This window comes from Chryseobacterium sp. WG14 (genome assembly GCF_024586945.1).
Classification (GTDB): domain Bacteria; phylum Bacteroidota; class Bacteroidia; order Flavobacteriales; family Weeksellaceae; genus Chryseobacterium.
In genome coordinates, this window is sequence record NZ_JALCZD010000008.1 from 153048 (window position 1) to 172511 (window position 19464).

Here is a 19464-nt window from a genome sequence, read left to right on the forward strand (position 1 = left end):
TTTATTTTGATATCATCTATTAAAAAGTTCAATTTCAGAAATATAAATGAAGGCCAAGCATAAAAGTGAATGATGAATGGTGAATTAGTCAGTTTTCAGTCTGTTTTTACAATAAAATTTAACAGCCTTTATTCGATAGAAGTGGGCTTTGGTTAATCTAAAATGTAAATTTACTTCGTCCATCGGATTTAGCCCAAATGTAAATATGGTCTATTGCAGATCGCTCAGATTTTTATTCACATCTTTGAAAACCCGGGTGCATCTGGGTTAAAAATACAATCTACAAGAGGAAAATAGCACAATCATTGCTTGAAATTCTGTATATTTAAGTAAATCTAAACCCAAATGCTGTATGAAAATCTTTTATAAACTGATGTTGATTGTTTGTTTTATCAACAGCTTCTCTACCCAGGCTCAAGATAATTATCCACAAAACTACTTCCGCAATCCCTTAAATATTCCCATGCAGCTGGCTGCCAATTTTGGGGCAGTCCGGGCTAACCATTTTCATATGGGATTGGATTTACGGACGAACAGTAAAGAAAACCTGCCGGTAGTGGCAGCAGCAGACGGGTATGTAAGCAGGATAAAAGTGGAGCGGTATGGTTTTGGGAATGCAGTCTATATTACGCATCCCAATGGCTATACCACAGTGTATGCTCATTTAAATAAATATTTTGACAGGCTTGAGGAGTATGTAAAAGAAAGACAATATAAAGATGAAAAGTGGGAGCAGGATATTACATTTCAACCCGGGCAGTTTCCTGTAACGAAAGGACAGCTTATTGCTTTGAGTGGGAATACAGGAGGTTCCGCAGGGCCCCATTTACATTTTGAAATAAGAGATACCAAAACGGAAGAATGTCTTAACCCTCTGCTCTTTGGTTTTGCCATTCCGGACTCTGTAGCTCCCATTATTAGTGGGCTGTACTGGTATGACAGAAGTTTCAGTACGTATGAACCGGGAGCAAATGGTGTGGCTGTAAAAAAAGCAGGAAACATGTATACAACGGACCTGGTCACGGTAAATTCGCCGGTGATAAGCTTCGCTGTTAAAGCGGTGGATAAAGCCAATCAGGGATTTAACCTGGGTGTTTACCATGCAGAATTATTAATGGATGGTAAGCTCATCTATAGTTTTTCCATTGATAAAGTAAGCTATGATGACACCCGCTATCAGAATGGCTGTATAGATTACACCAAATTCACCAGGGATAAAATGAATATCCAGCATTTATCTGTTTTACCGGGAATGAAACTACAGAACTACAGCCTTCCCAATGTATCGGGAGTTATTAATCTTCAGGACAAAGAGGTCCATCATATTGAAATTGTTTTAAAAGACGTGAACGGAAATACAAGCCGGTTGGCAACAAAAATGCAGCTGAATACTACCGGAAATAATATTCCGTCTACTCATAAAACGGTAAAGCCGGATGAAGGAAAAACGATTGCCACAGAAAATGCTGAAATAGTTTTGAGTAAAAATGCAGTGTATGATGCTGTGAACTTTAGCATGTACGAAAAACCCGATGCTGAAGAAAATGTAATTTCCAATGCCATTGTGCTGCACAATCCATATGTTCCCATTCATGATCGATACACTGTAAAAATAAAACCCAACCGGAAATTGACCAAAGAGGAAAAAGATAAAGTAGTGATATTGCTGGATTATGGAAGTGATAAAGATGCTGTAAAAGGAAACTGGACCGGAGACTGGGTACAGGGGGAATTCAACAGATTGGGCTCGGTGAAATTGATCTTAGACAAAAGTTCTCCATTTATTACTACGGAATGGAAAGATGGAGCGCTTATAAATAGCGGGACTTTACGTTTGAAAGGAAATACAAGTGTGGGTGACATCGTTTCATTTAGGGCAGAACTGGATGGGAAATGGCTTCGCTTTGCAAGAGTAAAAGATTATTTTATCTATACTTTTGATGAAAAGTGCCCCAAAGGATCCGGTAAGCATACTTTAGAGATAACGACAGTCAATACTGCAGGAAATACCAATACCCAAACTTTAACGTTTCAGAGATAAATCAATGGAGGGTAGTAATCTTTTAACCTTTTCATGTTTCAGTCTTTTATTTTTAAATAAATTTGTCTTCTAAAAATTAAAATCATTGGAATTTCATCCATCCATCGAAAGATCATCCATTCAGGAAATTAAAAAGTTTCAGGAGAGAAAACTTCAGGAGCTATTGGCTTATCTTGAAACTCATTCACCTTTTTATAAAAAACTATTCACAGAAAATGATATCCATATAAAGAATATCATCACCCTGGAAGATCTGCAGAAAATCCCTACGACAACAAAAAATGATTTACAACAGTATAATCATGACTTTTTCTGCATTCCTCCGGATAAAATTGTTGATTATAGCACAACTTCAGGAACACTGGGAGATCCGGTGACATTTGGATTGTCGGACAGTGATCTTGAGAGACTGGCTTATAATGAAGCCATCTCTTTTGCCTGTGCAGGAATTCAGAAAGGAGATGTGGTACAGATGATTACAACCATTGATAAACGCTTTATGGCTGGCCTTGCCTACTTTTTGGGTTTAAGAAAAATGGGGGCAAGCGTTGTGAGAATGGGACCGGGAATTCCGGAACTTCAATGGGATTCTATTTTTAGGTATCAGCCTAAATACCTGATTACTGTGCCTTCTTTTTTGCTGAAAATGATTGATTATGCCGAAAAACACGGCCTTGATTATAAAAACTCCAGTGTTTACGGTGCCGTCTGTATTGGAGAAAGCATCAAAAATCAGGATTTTACAGATAATATTCTTTCGCAGAAGATCAAAGAAAAATGGAATATCAATCTTTTTTCAACCTATGCATCTACCGAGATGAGCACTGCATTCACGGAATGTGAGTTTCAGATGGGCGGGCATCATCATCCTGAACTTATTATTACAGAAATCCTGGATGATCACGGAGATCCAGTGGGAGAAGGAGAAAGCGGTGAGCTTACAATTACAACGCTGGGAGTGGAAGCAATTCCTCTGTTGAGATTTAAAACAGGAGATATTGTAAAAGCTCATTATAAGCCTTGTCAGTGTGGAAGAAATACCATGAGATTGGGTCCTGTAGTAGGCAGAAAACAACAGATGATTAAATATAAAGGAACAACATTATATCCTCCGGCCATGAATGATATCCTGAATGATTTTAATGGTATTCTCTGTTATCAGATCGTTATTCAGGCTAATGAAATAGGACTTGATGAAATTATAATCAGGATAAGTACAGAAGAAAACAATGAAAACTTTGTACATGAAGTAAGGGATCACTTTCGGGCAAAACTCAGGGTAAGTCCTAAGATTGAAATGGTAGATTTTGAGATTTTGTCTAAAACTGTTTACCATCCAAATAGCAGGAAACCAATCACTTTTATTGATTTAAGATAAAAATAAAAACAAATATGAAAAAAATATTATTTCTGATCTTGATCGCCTTTTCTGCTTATCTGATGGCTCAGAGGGTCAAGGTCATTTCGGGAGATTATGACTTTTTAAAAGGACAAAAATTCATTAAAGTAGTTTTTAAATTTGAAGGAGTAACTTTTAACAGGAAAAAGATTACTGAAGAACAATATGTTGCTGAAAGAATGGCTGAGATAGAAAAGAGAAGTGGTAAAGATAAAGCTCAAAAATGGAAGGATGATTGGGAGTTTTCAAAAGCCAAAACCTTTCAGGATAAATTTCTGGCTTCCTGGAATAAAAATACAGATATTAAAGCGGCTACCAATTTCGAAATGACTGCATATACCTTAATAGTAGAACCTACGTGGATTTCTCAGGGCGTTTTTGTTGGAATAGGTAATATTCCAGCACAGATGAATTCTAAAATTACTTTTGTAGAAACTAATAATCGCGATAATGTTTTAATGGTAGTTGAAGGAATGAAAGCTACAGGAGATAATGTTGTCGGAATTCCAAATAACAATGACCGTATTGCTGAATGTTTTGCAAAAACGTCAAAGATGCTCGCTTTAAAGGTTGATTATTATACCAGAAAATAAAAACTAATAATTCTTCAGATTAAACTTACTATGAAAAATCTACTGTTGCTACTATTCATGGCAATTACAACTCCTTTGTTTGCACAAAGCAAATTAAATTATGAAAATGGAAATTTTGATTTTCTTAAAGATCAGAGCGATGTAATGTTCAGTATAAATTTGAAAATGTTACTTTTCAGGTAGATAACTATACCGAAGCACAATATCTTGAAAGAAGAAAGACAGAGACATTGGCTAAAGAAGGTGAGGATGCTTGGAAAGAGTGGAGTGGAAATTGGAATGAACATAGAGAATCTGTCTTTATACAAAGATTTATTGAAGGATTAAATGCTAAATCAAAGAAAATTAAGTTTGGAAAAGATTTAAAAACAAAATATACCCTACTTGTAGAAACAAAATGGGTGTATCCGGGATGGAGTGGTGGAATGATTATGCAGCCAGCTAAATTATCAACTGTGGTAACTTTTGTTGAAACTGAAAATCCAGCTAAAGTGATAGCCAAGATCCAAACTGATAAAATTGAAGGGGTGGGAAGTAAAGTTGATTATGGAATGGAGTATGGAAGAATATCAGCAGCTTATGAAAAAACAGGCAAGGAATTGGCAAAAGAGATTAAAAAAACTTTAAAATAAAACAAAAACAGTCTGAATTTCAGACCGTTTTATTATTGTTGATTTTGCTTTTCCTGTTTGATGAGGTTGGCAAGATTCTTAATTACTGTATCATGCTTTTTTACAAAAGGATTGTCTTTATTCCACACATATCCAGCCAATACTGCACATATCTTTTTCTTGACATCAGGGTTTTCCGGTTGGTGGAAGAATAATTCCTGAAGATTACCCGTATACCATTCCTTTACATAGGTGGTGAAAACATCTACACCATATAAGATATAATCTGTGTATTCTGTTTGCCAGTCAATTTTTTCTCCGTTGAGCTGTCTAAACGCTAATTTTGCAGCAAGCATTCCCGATTCTGTGGCAAAAGCCATTCCCGATGAGAAAACCGGGTCAAGAAACTCAGATGCATTACCCGTTAAAGCAAACCCATCTCCAAATAAACTTTTTACCGAACATGAATAATCTTTCAGATGTTTGGGCTCAAAGAGAAAATCTACTTCTCCAAAACGTTTTACGTAATAGTCAGATAGAGAAATTGCTTTTCTTAACGCCTCAGCAGGATCTCCGTTTTCAGACAACTTATCAATATATTCTGTAGGACCTACAATTCCTACACTTGTATTTCCGTTAGAAAAAGGAATGACCCAAAGCCATACCTCTGTTTCAATGATGTCGAAAGATATTAATGTTCCCTCTTCGCCCTCTTCTCTGTTGATATCCTTTACATGAGAAAAAATAGCAGAGTGGGGAGATAATTTTGAAGGCTTTTCAAGATCTAGTAAACGAGGAAGTACTCTTCCGTAACCGCTGGAATCAATAACAAACTTGGCGTGGATCTCTTTTGTCTTTCCATCCTTGGTTCTTACCGTTGTAATAGAATCCGTACCGTCAAATCTGATGGCTGTAACCTCGGTTTCAAACTCAAGGTCAATCCCTTTATTAATGACTTCCTGGGCCAGTGTATGATCAAAATCAGCTCTCGGAACCTGCCAGGTCCAATCCCAGCCTTCTCCGAATTTATCACTAAAATCAAAAATGCAGACCTCATCTCCACGCAGGAAACGTGCACCCAGTTTTTTTTCAAAACCCATTTTGTCTAATGCAGGGAAAAGTCCGGCTTCATCAAAGTGGTCCATTACCCTTGGAATTAGGCTTTCTCCTACTACCAATCTTGGGAATTTTGTCTTTTCAACCACCTTTACGTTGACATTATTCTTCTTAAGGTATGAAGAAGATACGCATCCGGAAGGTCCAGCTCCGATTACAAGAACGTCAACAAATTCTTTGCTCATCTTGATTTTTTATTTTAATAATAACTTCTATCTTTGCCGCAAAATTAGTGACAAATAATTAATATTTTACAAAATTATCAACTATTACTTTTGATTAATGAAAATAAATAACTTTTTAGGACTGAAAGATTTTCAAAAAATTATCATTGAAAATGAGAAAATTGAACTGGATGAATCACTTTTATCAAGAGTCGATACAAGCTTTCAGTTTTTAAAGGAATTTTCAAAAAATAAAGTAATATATGGAGTAAATACGGGGTTTGGTCCGATGGCTCAGTTTAAAATCAGTGATGAGGATACCCACCAGCTTCAGTATAATTTAATTAGAAGTCATTCTTCTGGATTAGGAAACCCTTTACCGGCACAGGAAGTGAAAGCCTGTATGCTGGCAAGGCTGAATACCTTATCTTTAGGGAATTCCGGAGTACATCAGTCTGTTATTTATCTTCTTCAGGAATTGATCAACAGAGATATTACCCCTTTGATTTTTGAACACGGTGGAGTAGGAGCAAGTGGCGATCTTGTTCAGCTGGCACACCTGGCTTTGGTACTTATTGGAGAAGGAGAAGTTTTTTACAAAGGAGAAAGAAAATCTACAAAGGATGTTTTTGCAATTGAAGGACTTGAGTCTATAAAAGTGGAGATCCGGGAAGGGCTTGCTTTAATGAACGGAACTTCTGTAATGTCCGGAATAGGGATTGTGAATGCCTATAAAGCAAATCAGCTGACCGATATTTCCATAAGGCTTTCCTGTGCAATTAATGAGATTGTTCAGGCTTATGACGATCATCTTTCGGAAGCTTTAAACGGTACAAAAAGACATTATGGTCAGCAGAAAGTGGCAGAAAGAATGCGTACACATCTTGCAGACAGTAAGCTGATCAGAAAAAGAGCAGACCATCTTTATACTCACTTTGAAGAACAGGAAAAAGTATTTAAGGAAAAAGTTCAGGAATATTATTCTTTAAGATGTGTTCCCCAGATATTAGGCCCAGTGCTGGATACATTGGAATATACAGAAAAAGTGCTTGAAAATGAGATCAATTCTGCCAATGATAACCCGATTATCAATGTTGAAGACCAGCATGTTTACCACGGTGGAAATTTTCATGGAGATTATATCTCTTTAGAAATGGATAAGCTTAAAATTGTGGTTACCAAGTTAACCATGCTTGCAGAAAGACAGCTGAACTATCTTTTAAATGCTAAGATCAACGAAATTTTGCCTCCTTTTGTAAATTTAGGTAAATTAGGTTTCAATTTCGGAATGCAGGGTGTACAGTTTACGGCAACCTCTACTACGGCAGAAAGTCAGATGCTGTCAAACCCTATGTATGTTCACAGTATTCCCAATAATAATGATAATCAGGATATTGTAAGTATGGGAACCAATGCAGCTGTGATCTGCAGAAAAGTAATTGAAAATGCATTTGAAGTTTTGGCGATAGAAGCAATTACTGTCGTTCAGGCAATTGAATACCTGGGCTTCCCGGATGAGGTTTCATCATCTACAAGAGTGCTTTATGATGAGATCAGAAAAATTATTCCTGCGTTCTCAGATGATATGGTGATGTATCCTTATTTAGAGAAAGTAAAGATGTATTTAAAAGCAATGTAATTATTAACGGTAATAAATTGTCTTTACATTTAGGAGTAAACTAACTAAAAAACTAAAACGAAATAAACACTAACGCATGAAATGTGCAATTGTAACAGGAGGCTCCAGAGGAATCGGGAGGGCAATCTGTATAAAACTGGCTGAAGAAAAAAAATATCATATACTGATCAACTATACCTCTAATGAGGCTGCAGCTAAGGAAACATTGGCCAAAGTGAAAGAGCTTGGTTCTACAGGAGAAATTCTTAAATTTGATGTAGGAAATGCGGAGGAAACACAGAGTGTCCTTACAGAATGGCAGGAAACAAATCCTTCTGCCATAGTAGAAGTGATTGTAAATAATGCAGGAATCACCAGAGACGGCCTGTTTATGTGGATGCCTAAAGAAGACTGGAACAGTGTAATCAATACAAGTTTAAACGGTTTCTTCCATGTGACGAACTTTTTTATCCAAAAACTGCTTCGTAACAAATACGGGAGAATCATTAATATGGTTTCGGTTTCCGGGGTAAAAGGAACAGCCGGACAGACCAATTATTCGGCAGCAAAAGGAGCTCTGGTAGGAGCTACAAAAGCGCTTGCCCAGGAAGTGGCGAAAAGAAATATTACAGTAAATGCTGTGGCACCGGGTTTCATCAAAACAGATATGACTCAGGATTTTAATGAAGATGAGCTTAAAGCGATGATTCCTGCAAACAGATTCGGAGAAGCAGAAGAAGTAGCTGATTTAGTAGCGTTTTTAGCTTCCCGAAAAGCTTCCTACATTACAGGAGAGATAATTAATATTAACGGAGGAATTTATTCATAAGATGGAAAATAGGGTTGTGATTACCGGAATGGGAATTTATTCCTGCATCGGGACGTCTTTAGAAGAGGTCAGGGAATCCCTATATCAAGGAAAATCCGGTATTGTTTTAGATGAAGACAGAAAAAATTTCGGTTTCAGATCAGGTCTTACGGGGGTGGTTCCAAAGCCAGATTTAAAGAATCTTCTTAACAGACGCCAGCGTGTAAGCATGGGAGAAGAAAGCGAATATGCTTATCTTGCAACCATTGATGCTTTGAAGCAGGCGAATCTTGACGAAGCTTTTTTAGATACCCATGAAGTTGGAATTTTATACGGAAATGACAGTGTATCCAAGGCGGTCGTTGATTCTATCGATATTGCCCGGGAAAAAAAAGATACCACATTGATGGGATCCGGAGCGATCTTTAAATCAATGAATTCAACAGTGACCATGAACCTTTCTACGATTTTCAAGTTGAAAGGAATTAATCTTACCATCAGCGCAGCCTGTGCAAGTGGGTCGCATTCTCTGGGATTGGCTTTTATGATGATCAGGAACGGTTTTCAGGATATGATCATCTGTGGGGGAGCGCAGGAAACCAATAAATATTCAATGGCAAGTTTTGACGGATTAGGAGTTTTCTCAACAAGAGAAGACGAGCCGGCAAAAGCCTCAAGACCTTTTGATACAGCGAGAGACGGTTTGATACCAAGTGGAGGTGCGGCTACTTTAATTGTAGAAAGCTTAGAATCAGCACAAAGAAGAGGTGCTCCTATCCTTGCTGAAATTATAGGCTACGGCTTTTCTTCAAATGGAGGGCATATCTCAACTCCTAATATTGACGGGCCGGCTTTAGCAATGGGGCGAGCTTTACAACAGTCCGGATTAACGGCTTCAGATATTGATTATATTAATGCTCATGCTACCTCCACGCCTATTGGAGATGCTAACGAAGCAAAGGCTATCTATGAGATTTTCGGAAGTGAAGTTCCCGTAAGCTCTACGAAATCTATGACAGGGCATGAATGCTGGATGGCAGGGGCAAGTGAAGTTATTTACTCTATTCTGATGATGCAGAATGATTTTGTAGCTCCCAATATTAACCTTGAAAATCCTGATAATGAAGCTCAAAAGATAAATTTAGTCTCCAAAACAAAAAATCAAAAAATTGATGTATTTTTGTCGAATTCTTTTGGGTTTGGGGGAACCAATTCTGCATTAATAGTTAAAAAATTTGATTAAAAACATGGAAAGGGAAAAAATAGTGGCCATCGTTAACGATTTTCTGGTAAATGAATTCGAGGTAGACGGAGACGAAATCAGTAATGAGGCCAATCTTAAAACTACATTAGGCTTAGACAGTTTAGATTATATCGATATGGTTGTTGTGATTGAATCCAATTTCGGAGTGAAATTAGGAGAAGCCGACTTCAAGAAAATGGTGACATTTGATGATTTTTATACAACCATTGAACATAAAATTACTGAAAAAAACGCTTAATTATTGAATAAATATTTATTAATTGAATGTATCAATGTATGCATACTGTGCATTTTTTAAATTAAAATAATTGTTACATTGGTATACCGTTACACCGGTAAATTGTATATATGAACAAATGGAAAGGTAAATCTAAAGGAACGGTATCAGGATACAGAATATTCGTTTGGTGTATTAGAAATATCGGAATCAGGAGTTCATATGTTGTTCTTTATTTTGTGGCTGCTTATTACTTTCTGTTCCAGAAAAAAAGCAACCGATACATCCTTTATTATTTTCAAAAAAGATTAAACTACGGATATGGTAAGGCTTTACGCTCCGTATTTCACAGCTATTTCACTTTCGGAAAAGTACTGATTGACAAAACAGCTATTTCTGCCGGATTAAGAGAAAAATACACCTATGAATTTGATGGGATTGAAAATCTCAGAAACCTTTTAGCCGCGAAAAAAGGAGGTGTTCTGATCAGTGCCCATATCGGTAATTTTGAAATTGCAGAACATTTTTTTGCAGATATAGATTTTGACTGCCAGATCAATCTGGTGACTACAGATCAGGAGGTTACCGTGATCAAAGAGTATCTGGAAAGTGTTGCCGTAAAAGAGAGTTCCATTAAATTTATTTATGTCAGAGAAGATATGTCGCATATCTTTGAGATTAATCAGGCATTATCAAATAATGAACTGATCTGCTTTACCGGCGACCGTTATTTTGAAGGATCCAAATACCTGGAAGCCGAATTGCTGGGGAAAAGTGCAAAATTTCCGGCAGGCCCTTTTCTTATTGCTTCCAGATTGGGAGTTCCTGTAGTATATGTGTATGTAATGAAAGAAAATAACCTTCATTATCATCTCTATGCAAGAACTGCCCAGAATATTAAAAACAGGGATTCTCAGGGGCTTTTACAATCTTATGTTCAAAATCTGGAGACCATGGTTAGAAAATATCCGCTCCAATGGTTTAATTATTTTGATTTTTGGGATGATGTTGATTAATTTTTCTATTTTTATCCCTGAAAACTAACAAAAACTGAAACCAATTAGATTAAAATCAGGATTAGCCTGTCTATTGATCTCTAAAGGACCGGAGGCAGATCATCTTTTGATGAACATTCTTAATTTCTAAATTAAAATACATTCTCCTTGAAGAAAGAATATGACATACTTGTAATCGGCAGCGGATTGGGAGGTCTTGTTTCGGCTCTTATTTTGGCGAAAGAAGGGCTTAAAGTATGTGTATTGGAGAAAAACAATCAGTACGGAGGCAATTTACAGACTTTTTCAAGGGATAAGCTCATCTTTGATACGGGAGTTCACTATTTGGGTGGGCTGTCAAAGGGACAAAATCTAAACACTTTTTTTTCCTATCTGGAAATTATGGATGATCTGGATCTCCAGCAAATGGATGAAGACGGATATGACAGAATCTCCTTTGGTGATGATCCTATTGAATATCCACATGCCCAAGGATATCAGAACTTTGTTGAGCAGTTATCGGTCTATTTTCCGAACGAAAGAGAAAATCTTGAAAATTACTGTGAAGAAATTCAATATGTATGCAGCCAGTTCCCAAGATATAATGTAGTGGGGAAAGATAGTTACAATGAAGAAATTCTGCATCTGAATACCCGAAGATTTATAGAATCAGTGACCTCAGATAAAAAACTGCAATCGGTGTTATTAGGCTCTAATTTCCTTTATGCCGGAGATTCTGACAATATTCCTTTTTATGTTCATGCTTTAACGGTAAACTCTTATATCCAGAGTGCTTACAAATGTGTAAAAGGGGGAAGTCAGATTTCAAAATTATTGATCAGGAAGCTTCGTCAGTATGGGGCGGAAGTTCATAAACATACCGAAGTAACCGGGTTTATTTTTGATGAAAATAATGTACTGACCTCAGTGAAAACCGCTCCAGGTAAAGAATACACAGCAAAAAAAATAATTTCAAATATTGAAATCCGCTCTACGATTAAATTAATAGGAGAAGAACGGTTAAAAAAATCTTTTCTCAACAGGGTTTTAAGCTGGCAGCCTGTTCCATCATGTTTCAGTGTATATCTGGTCTTAAAGCCACATACACTTCCGGATTTTAATTATAATATATACCATTATTCCTCAGGGGAACAGGTTTGGAGTGCCTTCCGTTACAGAAAAGAAGCATGGCCGGAAACCTATATGCTTTCGGCATCACCGTCCAGGAGCTATCCTGGGTTTGCAGAAAGCCTGACGGCTATTTCCTATATGGACTTTGATGAGGTTAAAGACTGGGAACACACATTCAATACAGTAGCTGATGATCACGAAAGAGGAGAACAGTATGAAAGGTTTAAGCTGGCAAAAGCAGAGAAAATGCTTGATGCCCTGGAAAAGAAAATTCCCAACCTTAAACAGGCTGTCAAAAAAATATATACTTCTTCACCGTTGTCTTATCGTGATTATATTGGTAGTTTTGAAGGAAATATGTATGGTTACATGAAAAACTCAGAAAACCCGCTTAAAACGATGGTTTCTCCACGCACTAAAATAGATAATCTGTTTCTTACAGGTCAGTCTGTAAATATGCACGGGATTTTAGGGGTAACTATCGGAGCTTTCAATACCTGCTCTGAAATTGTAGGCAAAGAAACGATAGACAGACATTTAAGTCAAATGATGTAATAAGAACCCAACGTGAAAAAAGCTGATACCAACCCTCTGTTCTATAAAAGACTTTTTCTGTATGCTCTTTTTTGTTGCATTCTGATCTCATGCGGAGTATCAAAATCTGTTCATCATCTTCCCGATGTAAAACAATATTCACTGGAAATTCCAAAAGTGAATATAATAAATGATACGACCTTTAGCTTTAAGCACAATTATCTGACTAAAAATAAGCAGCAGCTCTGGGAGCTTTATATAACAGGAAATCCGCTTCAGTTAGGGTATAATAATGGGGCTTTAACACAAAATCTTATGCAGAAGCAGGAGGCAATTTTCTTTTCGAAGGTGGAAGGATTTGTCCCTTCAAAATTCAGACAGAAGTTGTTGAGAGGCTTTTTAAAATGGTACAACAGAAAAATGTATCTTAATGTAAGAGAAGATTACCAGGCCGAATTGTATGGATTATCACAGTATTCCTCAGATCAATATGACTTTATTGCCCCAAAATATTTACGGAATCTTTACCTGCATGGAGCGCATGATATTGGACATGCTATGCAGGATCTGGCCATGGTTGGCTGCTCTTCACTGGCTGTCTGGAATGAAAATACAGAAGATGGAGATCTTCTGATAGGACGGAATTTTGATTTTTATGTAGGTGATGATTTTGCGAAAAATAAGCTGGTGGAATTTGTAGAACCGGAAGATGGAATTCCTTATATGTCAGTAAGCTGGCCGGGGATGATAGGAGTAGTCTCGGGGATGAATAAAGAAGGAATTACGGTGACCATCAATGCAGGGAAATCAAAAATTCCTTTAACAGCCAAAACCCCTATTTCTTTGGTGACGAGAGAGATCTTACAGTATGCAAAAAATATAGACGAAGCCGTTGATATTGCAAAAAAAAGAAAGGTTTTCGTTTCAGAATCCATTTTGGTCGGAAGTGCTCATGATAAAAAGGCAGTAATCATTGAAGTATCTCCCAAAAACTTTGGAGTTTACAGCGTACAAAATACAAGCAGGGTTCTTTGTACTAATCATTTTCAATCTGAGGCTTATAAAGATGATACAAAGAATCAGAAACATATTGAAGAAAGCCATTCAGAATATAGGTATGAAAAACTGCAGGAGCTTCTTCAGGAGGAAAAAAAACTTACTCCACAGAAAATGGCTTCCATTTTAAGAAACAGATCAGGGTTACATGGTGAAAGTATTGGCTATGGAAACGAAAAATCTCTGAATCAGTTGTTGGCACATCATGCAGTTATATTTTCTCCTCAGAAGAAATTGGTCTGGGTATCTTCAAATCCTTATCAGCTGGGAGAATTCGTATGTTATGATCTGAATACCATATTTTCAGATAAAGGATTACAGCATAGCGATTTTTCAACATCACAGCTCAATATTGGGAAGGATCCCTTTGTAGAATCTCAGGAGTTTAAAAACTATGAGGAATACAGAGTGTTGAATACAAAAATAAACGATGCGATTCAAAATCGTGAGCTTCTTACAGATAGCTATATTACCCGCTATCATTCTTTAAATCCCGATTTTTGGAAAGTATATTATATGGCTGGAAAATATTATTTTTACAGGAAAGAGTATGCAAAAGCAAAGACGGAATTTGAAAAAGCCCTGACAAAAGAAATTACAACAGTACCTGATAGGAAGGACACTGAGAAATTTCTGAAAAAAACTTTAAAGAAACTGAAATGATCCCTAAATATATAAAAGTCTTGTTCTGCATTCCCATTGTCATTATTCTGTGTTATTCTGTTTATCTTCTCTCAGTATATAGCTCCGTTCCGGAAATTATACCGATTCACAGCTATGGAGGAAGAAAAGATGAGTACGGGAGCAAAATATTTCTGTTTTTACCGGTAGTATTAAATTTGATCATTCTTATCTTTACCTGGTTGATTATCAGAAGACCGGATAAGATTAAATTTACCTTTGAGATCAATGAAAATGACCGTGAAAAAACCTATCATACCATCCAGATGATTTTAGTAATTCTTTCCATATTTGTCACAATCATGATGAGCCCTTTATCATTTTTCGATGTTGTTTATAAATAATTTATTTTGACTTAAATCATTATTATTTTATAAAAAATAGGATTTAAATACATTTTAATTAAGCTATTTACCTATTCTTTTGAAAACTATGTAACCTTTTTATGGTTTTCTCTACTAACTGGTGAAATAATTATAATAATACCAGTTAAAAGTAGAATCAATGAAAAAAATTCGACTTAGTGTTAAGTTTTTATTGCTTTGTTCTTTTTTTGGCTTTGGAGCACTTTCCGCTCAGAAGTATGAACAAGTAATAAAAGATTATGTTAATTCTGAAAAAGGCTCTTTCCAGAGAGTTGATGAAAAACTTAAAGTTTTTAAGATCATCAATGTAGATCCCTCTACAAGTTTGAAAGGTGATGTTGTAGGAATACAGCAGACCGTGAATGGGATTCCCGTATTTGGAAGCTCGGCAAACGTTTTGGTAAGAGAAGGAAAGGTATTGAGCTTTGCAGATACTTTTGTTAAAACAATTGCAGGGATCAGAGGAAGTGAAAGTTCTAAAAAAGATACTTTTATTGCGGAAACAGCTAAAAAGTTTAAAGGACTTGCTACTGTGAAAAATAGCGAAGGAAAAGAAGAGCCAATAAAGGCTAATGCGGTTTATTTTGCAAAAGGAGGGGATTTATTACTTGGGTATCAGTTTTATATTGAAGAAAAAGCGACAAGCAACGTATGGAATGTTGTTGTAAGCACAGAAGACGGTTCTGTTCTATACCAGGAGAATACAACCCTTTCCTGTGATTTCCATACAGATGCTTTTGAACAGCTTCCACAAAGCTTGTCTCAGACAGATTGGGCTACTCAGCCTGCAGGCGTTTCATTTAATAATGCAGTCGTTCAGCAACAACAAACCAATTTTGTGCTGGCTCCTGATAATGCGTCCTATAACGTATTTGCATTTCCTGTTGAGGCGCCTACTTTTGGAAGTAGAACACTGCTTACCAACCCTTGGGATCTGACAGCATCCCCTGAAGGATGGCATTCTGACGGAACCAATCATTATACCATTACAAGAGGTAATAATGCTTTTGCCTATACTGATGAATTGCATCTCAATACACCACAGTTTTCACCTGACGGAGGAGCTGCAAGAGCTTTTGATTTCCCGGTGGATGTTACGTTAATGCAACAAAATTATACCTCTGCAGCGGTTACAAATCTGTTTTACGTTAACAATAAAATGCATGATGTATTTTATAAGTTCGGATTTACAGAAACCGCAAGAAACTATCAAAAAAATAACTTTGGAAAAGGAGGTGCCGGAAATGATCCTGTCTTGGCTGAATCAAGAGATGGCAGTGGTCTGAATAATGCTAACTTTAATCCGGGAGTTGACGGAACCAGCGGAAGGATGCAGATGTATCTTTTTGTTCCCAATGGAGCAAGATATCTTTATTATAATGCCCCTACAAATTATGTAGCAAGAACACCGGCAGCTGGAACAGCTAATTTTGGTCCACAGCTTATCGGTGGAGCACCGGTAACCGGTGATTTAGCTCTTTCCGTACCGGCTGATGCCTGTACTGCTGTAACACCAGGAAGTCTTACTGGCAAAATAGCTGTAGTAAGTGCCGCAGGATGTAATTTTTCCAATAAAACAAAAAATCTTCAAGATGCGGGAGCAATAGGAGTTATACAGTATCATCCAAGCAGTGACCAGCCAATAGGTTTGGGAGGTGATGATAGTACCATTACAATTCCTACCATTATGGTTGGAAAATCAGAAGGACAGTTTTTAGTCAATGATTTGAATAATGGCATTGTAAGTAACGCTACATTGAAGACCGAGGCAGTCTATAAAGATGCAAGTTTAGATAATGGTATTATCAGTCATGAATATGGACATGGAATTTCTAACCGCCTTACAGGAACAGGAAGCTCTTGTTTATCTTATCCCACCTCCAATGAGCAAATGGGAGAGGGATGGTCTGATTTCTTTGCCTTGATGTTAACTACAAAGCCGGGGGATAATGCTTCTATAGCAAGAGGAGTGGGAACATTCTCTTCAGGAGAAACAACAACCGGAGCGGGGATAAGACCTGCCAAGTATTCTCCGGATTTTGCAGTTAATAACTATACCTACGGGCGTACCAATGGGATGAAGACTAATGGTAGTATCAATGGAACTGCTGTTACCGTACCGGATGTTCATAGTATTGGATTTATCTGGGCTTCCATGCTATGGGATCTTAACTGGAAATATGTTGAGAAATATGGATACAGCAGTGATGTTTTAGCGAATCCTAACAGTGGAAGTGCAAAAGTTCTTCAGCTGGTAATGGATGCCCTTAAATTACAGCAGTGTAATCCCACCTTTGCACAGGGAAGGGATGCTATTCTGGCAGCCGATCAGGCAACAACAAATGGGGAGAATAAATGTATGATCTGGAGTGCGTTTGCAAAAAGAGGGCTAGGTGTTAATGCATCGGCGGGCAACCTTAACGGATTAGTGATCGGTGCCAACCAGCCTTTACCGGATATCAATGATCAGGTAGAAGATTTTACAGTACCTGCAGAATGTGCCAACCTTGCGGTAAAAGAAGCTTCTGCTTCTAAGGGTATTTCTATTTATCCTAACCCGGTAAAAAGCGAATTTACCATACAGGTACCTGACGGAATGAATGCCTCAGGAATCACTACAGTGTCTATTTATGATTTTACAGGAAAATTGATGACTACGGAAAATATTAATCTTAATAAGCAGACTAAAATTAGTGCTGATAAGTTGATCAACGGAGTATATATTGTAAAAATCAAAAATAACACAATTGATTACTCGCAAAAGATTATTGTTTCAAAATAGAACATTAAAATATTATATGAATAGCCCTGAAATACTTTATTTCGGGGTTATTTCTTTTTAAGGCTCGGGATTCAGTTTGCTCAGAAAAAGGAAAGTGGTTATTCCTGCAATTACAGATAAGGTGGTGCTTAGGATAAGGCTCCCAATTACATACTGAAGGAGATTATTCCTGATCAGCTCAAAATTAAAGTCCTGGCTCAGGATATTACTGTCACCTTCCACAAATGGAGCGCCCAGAAATAAAGAGGCAGCAATGATAAAAGGAATAAAGGGAGGAAGACTCACATTGGAAGCGATGAATGCAAGAACCTTATTCAATTTGAAAAGAACCGATACGCTAATCACAAGAAGGGTCTGAAATCCCCAAAAAGGAGAAAGCCCGATGAAGACTCCCAGTGCAATGGAAAAAGCTTTGGTACGGTTGCTTCCGTCGCTTTCTAAGACATCTTCCTGGATGAACCTTTTAAAACTTTTTTTTTTGAAATTATTGATGAAGTTCCTCGGAATGATATAAAATAAAGTAATCGTCACCAGAATTGTATTCAGGATGCTGATTCTTGTGAAATCCCTGAAAGGCCTGAAATGGGAAACCCGCTCTGCAGGATCGTACAAAACTTTTATAGGGACATTCTTTACCGGAATATGTCTCCATGCGGTTCTTACAATGATCTCAATCTCAAATTCAAATTTAGGAGTAAAATATTTCTTTGGAATTTTGTGTAAAGGATAAAGCCTGTAGCCGGATTGGGTGTCTTCCAGCTTAATTCCGGTCTCAAACCAAAACCAAAAATTGGAAAAACGGTTTCCAAAACTGCTTTTCTTCGGAATACCGTCTTGAGACATATTTCGGTTTCCAATAAGAAGGACATCTTCCTTTTCCTGAAGAAGCGCTTCTACAAACACCGGAATATCATCCGGATAGTGCTGCCCGTCCGAGTCGATGGTGATAGCATAATGATAGCCTGATTCCTTAGCATTTCTAAAGCCTGTTTTTAAGGCGTTTCCCTTTCCTTTGTTCTCAGGTAAGGTAATCACAGTTATTTCAGGATATTGAGAAAGGATAAGTGGCGTAGAATCGGTAGAGCCGTCATTGACAATAATGATACTTCCGGTGTAGCTGAGAACGCCGTCAATTACCCTTTTCAGGGTTTTTTCATTATTATAGGTGGGTATTAAAATGCAGATCTTCTTTTTGGAAATTGCATTTTGTACTTCAGCAACGGACATGGTTTTATTTTAAAGTGGCTCTTTCGGCTCCGGTAATGGTTTTAGACTGCATCGCAAACCTTTTGATATAGTTTTTCAGGGCTGTATTCTGTTTGCTGTAATTATTCAGAAGGAAGGTTTTATCTTCTTTAAGACTTCCCCGGTATCCTACTATTTTTGGAATGTTTTCCTGAACGCTTAATCTGATCAGACGCAGTTCTGCATTATTAGGATTGCTTTTTATGATACTTTCAAGACTTGTAGCGCCTGTTTTTACCATAGATTTTCTGTTTCCTTTGGCCACCTTGGCTTCCATGATCTTAGCTGCTGCTTTGTATCCTAAAGTTACCGCATCAGAGCCGGATTGCTTTGCTGCAGTATCAATAAAAATTTGTGTATTGGCATTAGATTCGTTGGCTTTGGCATAGCTGTTTCTCACCGTTTCCAAATCAGACTGAAAGAAAAAAATAAATGCCGCTAAGAAAGATAAAATAAGTTTCATGATGGTATTTTTTTATAGCTTACAGACATTTTTAATGCAATAGTCTCGCCAAAAGAAGTGATGTTTTTTACTTTAACATCTTCTCCGTTTACATCAATATCCAGCTGAAGTTTCAGATCAGGCGTCTCAAAAGGATTGATAATTGCCATGAATTTAACGTTGGATGCTGTTTTTAAAAATAATTTTGAACCCACAAATTCTTCGGTAAGTTCTTTTACAATCTGCATCATACATACTCCTGGTGTAACCGGGTTTCCCGGAAAATGCCCCTTGAAAATATCATGATCTTTGTTTAAGCTGATATCAGCAATAAAACTTCCGTTTTCTGATTTTTCGTATGACTCTAATGTATAAAAATCTGTAAGAATGCTCTGCATGATC

The 19464-nt window shown here is 37.1% G+C and carries 17 protein-coding genes; 13 read left to right on the forward strand and 4 right to left on the reverse strand.

The features are described from left to right. Positions 1-352: 352 nt before the first annotated feature. From MP478_RS14735 to MP478_RS14750, 4 genes are all read left to right on the forward strand, one after another. Entirely contained in the window at positions 353-2041 is a 1689-nt protein-coding gene (locus MP478_RS14735; RefSeq protein ID WP_257200855.1) for a M23 family metallopeptidase, read from the forward strand. 85 nt (positions 2042-2126) lie between these two features. Then, positions 2127-3419, forward strand: coding sequence for a phenylacetate--CoA ligase family protein (locus MP478_RS14740; RefSeq protein ID WP_257200856.1), 1293 nt, complete (start codon positions 2127-2129; stop codon positions 3417-3419). A gap of 14 nt (positions 3420-3433) precedes the next feature. After that, a complete protein-coding gene (locus MP478_RS14745; protein ID WP_257200857.1) occupies positions 3434-4033 on the forward strand; it encodes a hypothetical protein in 600 nt (199 codons plus the stop codon). Between the two features lie 230 nt (positions 4034-4263). After that, positions 4264-4665, forward strand: a complete 402-nt coding sequence (locus MP478_RS14750) for a hypothetical protein (RefSeq protein WP_257200858.1) — start codon at positions 4264-4266, stop codon at positions 4663-4665. A 32-nt stretch (positions 4666-4697) separates the two neighbouring features. Here MP478_RS14750 and MP478_RS14755 read toward each other — a convergent pair whose 3' ends face one another. After that, complete coding sequence (locus MP478_RS14755; protein WP_230032483.1) at positions 4698-5945, reverse strand: NAD(P)/FAD-dependent oxidoreductase; 1248 nt, start codon at positions 5943-5945, stop codon at positions 4698-4700. A 97-nt stretch (positions 5946-6042) separates the two neighbouring features. Here MP478_RS14755 and hutH point away from each other — a divergent pair, with 97 nt between their 5' ends. From hutH to MP478_RS14800, 9 genes are all read left to right on the forward strand, one after another. Next, positions 6043-7563 carry a histidine ammonia-lyase gene (hutH, locus tag MP478_RS14760; RefSeq protein ID WP_257189717.1) on the forward strand — a complete coding sequence of 507 codons (1521 nt, stop codon included), beginning with the start codon at positions 6043-6045 and terminating at the stop codon, positions 7561-7563. Positions 7564-7639: 76 nt separating this feature from the next. After that, positions 7640-8371 carry a 3-oxoacyl-ACP reductase FabG gene (gene fabG, locus MP478_RS14765; RefSeq protein WP_257200859.1) on the forward strand — a complete coding sequence of 244 codons (732 nt, stop codon included), beginning with the start codon at positions 7640-7642 and terminating at the stop codon, positions 8369-8371. A 1-nt stretch (position 8372) separates the two neighbouring features. Further along, positions 8373-9593, forward strand: a complete 1221-nt coding sequence (locus MP478_RS14770) for a beta-ketoacyl synthase (protein ID WP_257189719.1) — start codon at positions 8373-8375, stop codon at positions 9591-9593. A gap of 4 nt (positions 9594-9597) precedes the next feature. Continuing rightward, a complete protein-coding gene (locus MP478_RS14775; protein ID WP_257200860.1) occupies positions 9598-9852 on the forward strand; it encodes an acyl carrier protein in 255 nt (84 codons plus the stop codon). A 110-nt stretch (positions 9853-9962) separates the two neighbouring features. Further along, positions 9963-10847, forward strand: a complete 885-nt coding sequence (locus MP478_RS14780; protein WP_257200861.1) for a lipid A biosynthesis acyltransferase — start codon at positions 9963-9965, stop codon at positions 10845-10847. A 147-nt stretch (positions 10848-10994) separates the two neighbouring features. Next, positions 10995-12512, forward strand: coding sequence for an NAD(P)/FAD-dependent oxidoreductase (locus tag MP478_RS14785; protein WP_257200862.1), 1518 nt, complete (start codon positions 10995-10997; stop codon positions 12510-12512). A gap of 12 nt (positions 12513-12524) precedes the next feature. Then, on the forward strand, positions 12525-14210 hold the full coding sequence (locus MP478_RS14790) for a C45 family autoproteolytic acyltransferase/hydolase (RefSeq protein WP_257200863.1): 1686 nt from the start codon (positions 12525-12527) through the stop codon (positions 14208-14210). Beyond that, the gene (locus tag MP478_RS14795; protein WP_257200864.1) at positions 14207-14572 is read left to right on the forward strand and encodes a hypothetical protein; all 366 of its coding nucleotides are present in this window, start codon (positions 14207-14209) and stop codon (positions 14570-14572) included. The genes MP478_RS14790 and MP478_RS14795 overlap by 4 nt, the downstream gene beginning before the upstream one ends. Positions 14573-14732: 160 nt before the next feature. Continuing rightward, the gene (locus tag MP478_RS14800; RefSeq protein ID WP_257200865.1) at positions 14733-17375 is read left to right on the forward strand and encodes a T9SS-dependent M36 family metallopeptidase; all 2643 of its coding nucleotides are present in this window, start codon (positions 14733-14735) and stop codon (positions 17373-17375) included. A gap of 57 nt (positions 17376-17432) precedes the next feature. Here MP478_RS14800 and MP478_RS14805 read toward each other — a convergent pair whose 3' ends face one another. The 3 genes from MP478_RS14805 to MP478_RS14815 are packed head-to-tail and all read right to left on the reverse strand — an operon-like array spanning position 17433 to position 19460. Next, a complete protein-coding gene (locus MP478_RS14805; protein WP_257200866.1) occupies positions 17433-18602 on the reverse strand; it encodes a DUF2062 domain-containing protein in 1170 nt (389 codons plus the stop codon). 4 nt (positions 18603-18606) lie between these two features. Then, positions 18607-19083 (reverse strand): hypothetical protein, encoded by a 477-nt coding sequence (locus MP478_RS14810; protein ID WP_257200867.1) that lies wholly within the window; start codon positions 19081-19083, stop codon positions 18607-18609. Continuing rightward, positions 19080-19460: a 3-hydroxyacyl-ACP dehydratase gene (locus MP478_RS14815; protein WP_257189727.1), complete on the reverse strand. Its 381-nt coding sequence runs from the start codon at positions 19458-19460 to the stop codon at positions 19080-19082. The genes MP478_RS14810 and MP478_RS14815 overlap by 4 nt, the downstream gene beginning before the upstream one ends. Positions 19461-19464: the final 4 nt, after the last annotated feature.

Excerpts from the sequence above, each read along its gene's own strand:
- MP478_RS14735 (WP_257200855.1), top strand. The coding sequence starts at position 353 with ATGAAAATCTTTTATAAACTGATGTTGATTGTTTGTTTTATCAACAGC.
- MP478_RS14745 (WP_257200857.1), top strand. The coding sequence starts at position 3,434 with ATGAAAAAAATATTATTTCTGATCTTGATCGCCTTTTCTGCTTATCTG.
- MP478_RS14755 (WP_230032483.1), bottom strand. The coding sequence starts at position 5,945 with ATGAGCAAAGAATTTGTTGACGTTCTTGTAATCGGAGCTGGACCTTCC.
- hutH (WP_257189717.1), top strand. The coding sequence starts at position 6,043 with ATGAAAATAAATAACTTTTTAGGACTGAAAGATTTTCAAAAAATTATC.
- fabG (WP_257200859.1), top strand. The coding sequence starts at position 7,640 with ATGAAATGTGCAATTGTAACAGGAGGCTCCAGAGGAATCGGGAGGGCA.
- MP478_RS14770 (WP_257189719.1), top strand. The coding sequence starts at position 8,373 with ATGGAAAATAGGGTTGTGATTACCGGAATGGGAATTTATTCCTGCATC.
- MP478_RS14775 (WP_257200860.1), top strand. The coding sequence starts at position 9,598 with ATGGAAAGGGAAAAAATAGTGGCCATCGTTAACGATTTTCTGGTAAAT.
- MP478_RS14780 (WP_257200861.1), top strand. The coding sequence starts at position 9,963 with ATGAACAAATGGAAAGGTAAATCTAAAGGAACGGTATCAGGATACAGA.
- MP478_RS14795 (WP_257200864.1), top strand. The coding sequence starts at position 14,207 with ATGATCCCTAAATATATAAAAGTCTTGTTCTGCATTCCCATTGTCATT.
- MP478_RS14800 (WP_257200865.1), top strand. The coding sequence starts at position 14,733 with ATGAAAAAAATTCGACTTAGTGTTAAGTTTTTATTGCTTTGTTCTTTT.
- MP478_RS14805 (WP_257200866.1), bottom strand. The coding sequence starts at position 18,602 with ATGTCCGTTGCTGAAGTACAAAATGCAATTTCCAAAAAGAAGATCTGC.
- MP478_RS14810 (WP_257200867.1), bottom strand. The coding sequence starts at position 19,083 with ATGAAACTTATTTTATCTTTCTTAGCGGCATTTATTTTTTTCTTTCAG.
- MP478_RS14815 (WP_257189727.1), bottom strand. The coding sequence starts at position 19,460 with ATGCAGAGCATTCTTACAGATTTTTATACATTAGAGTCATACGAAAAA.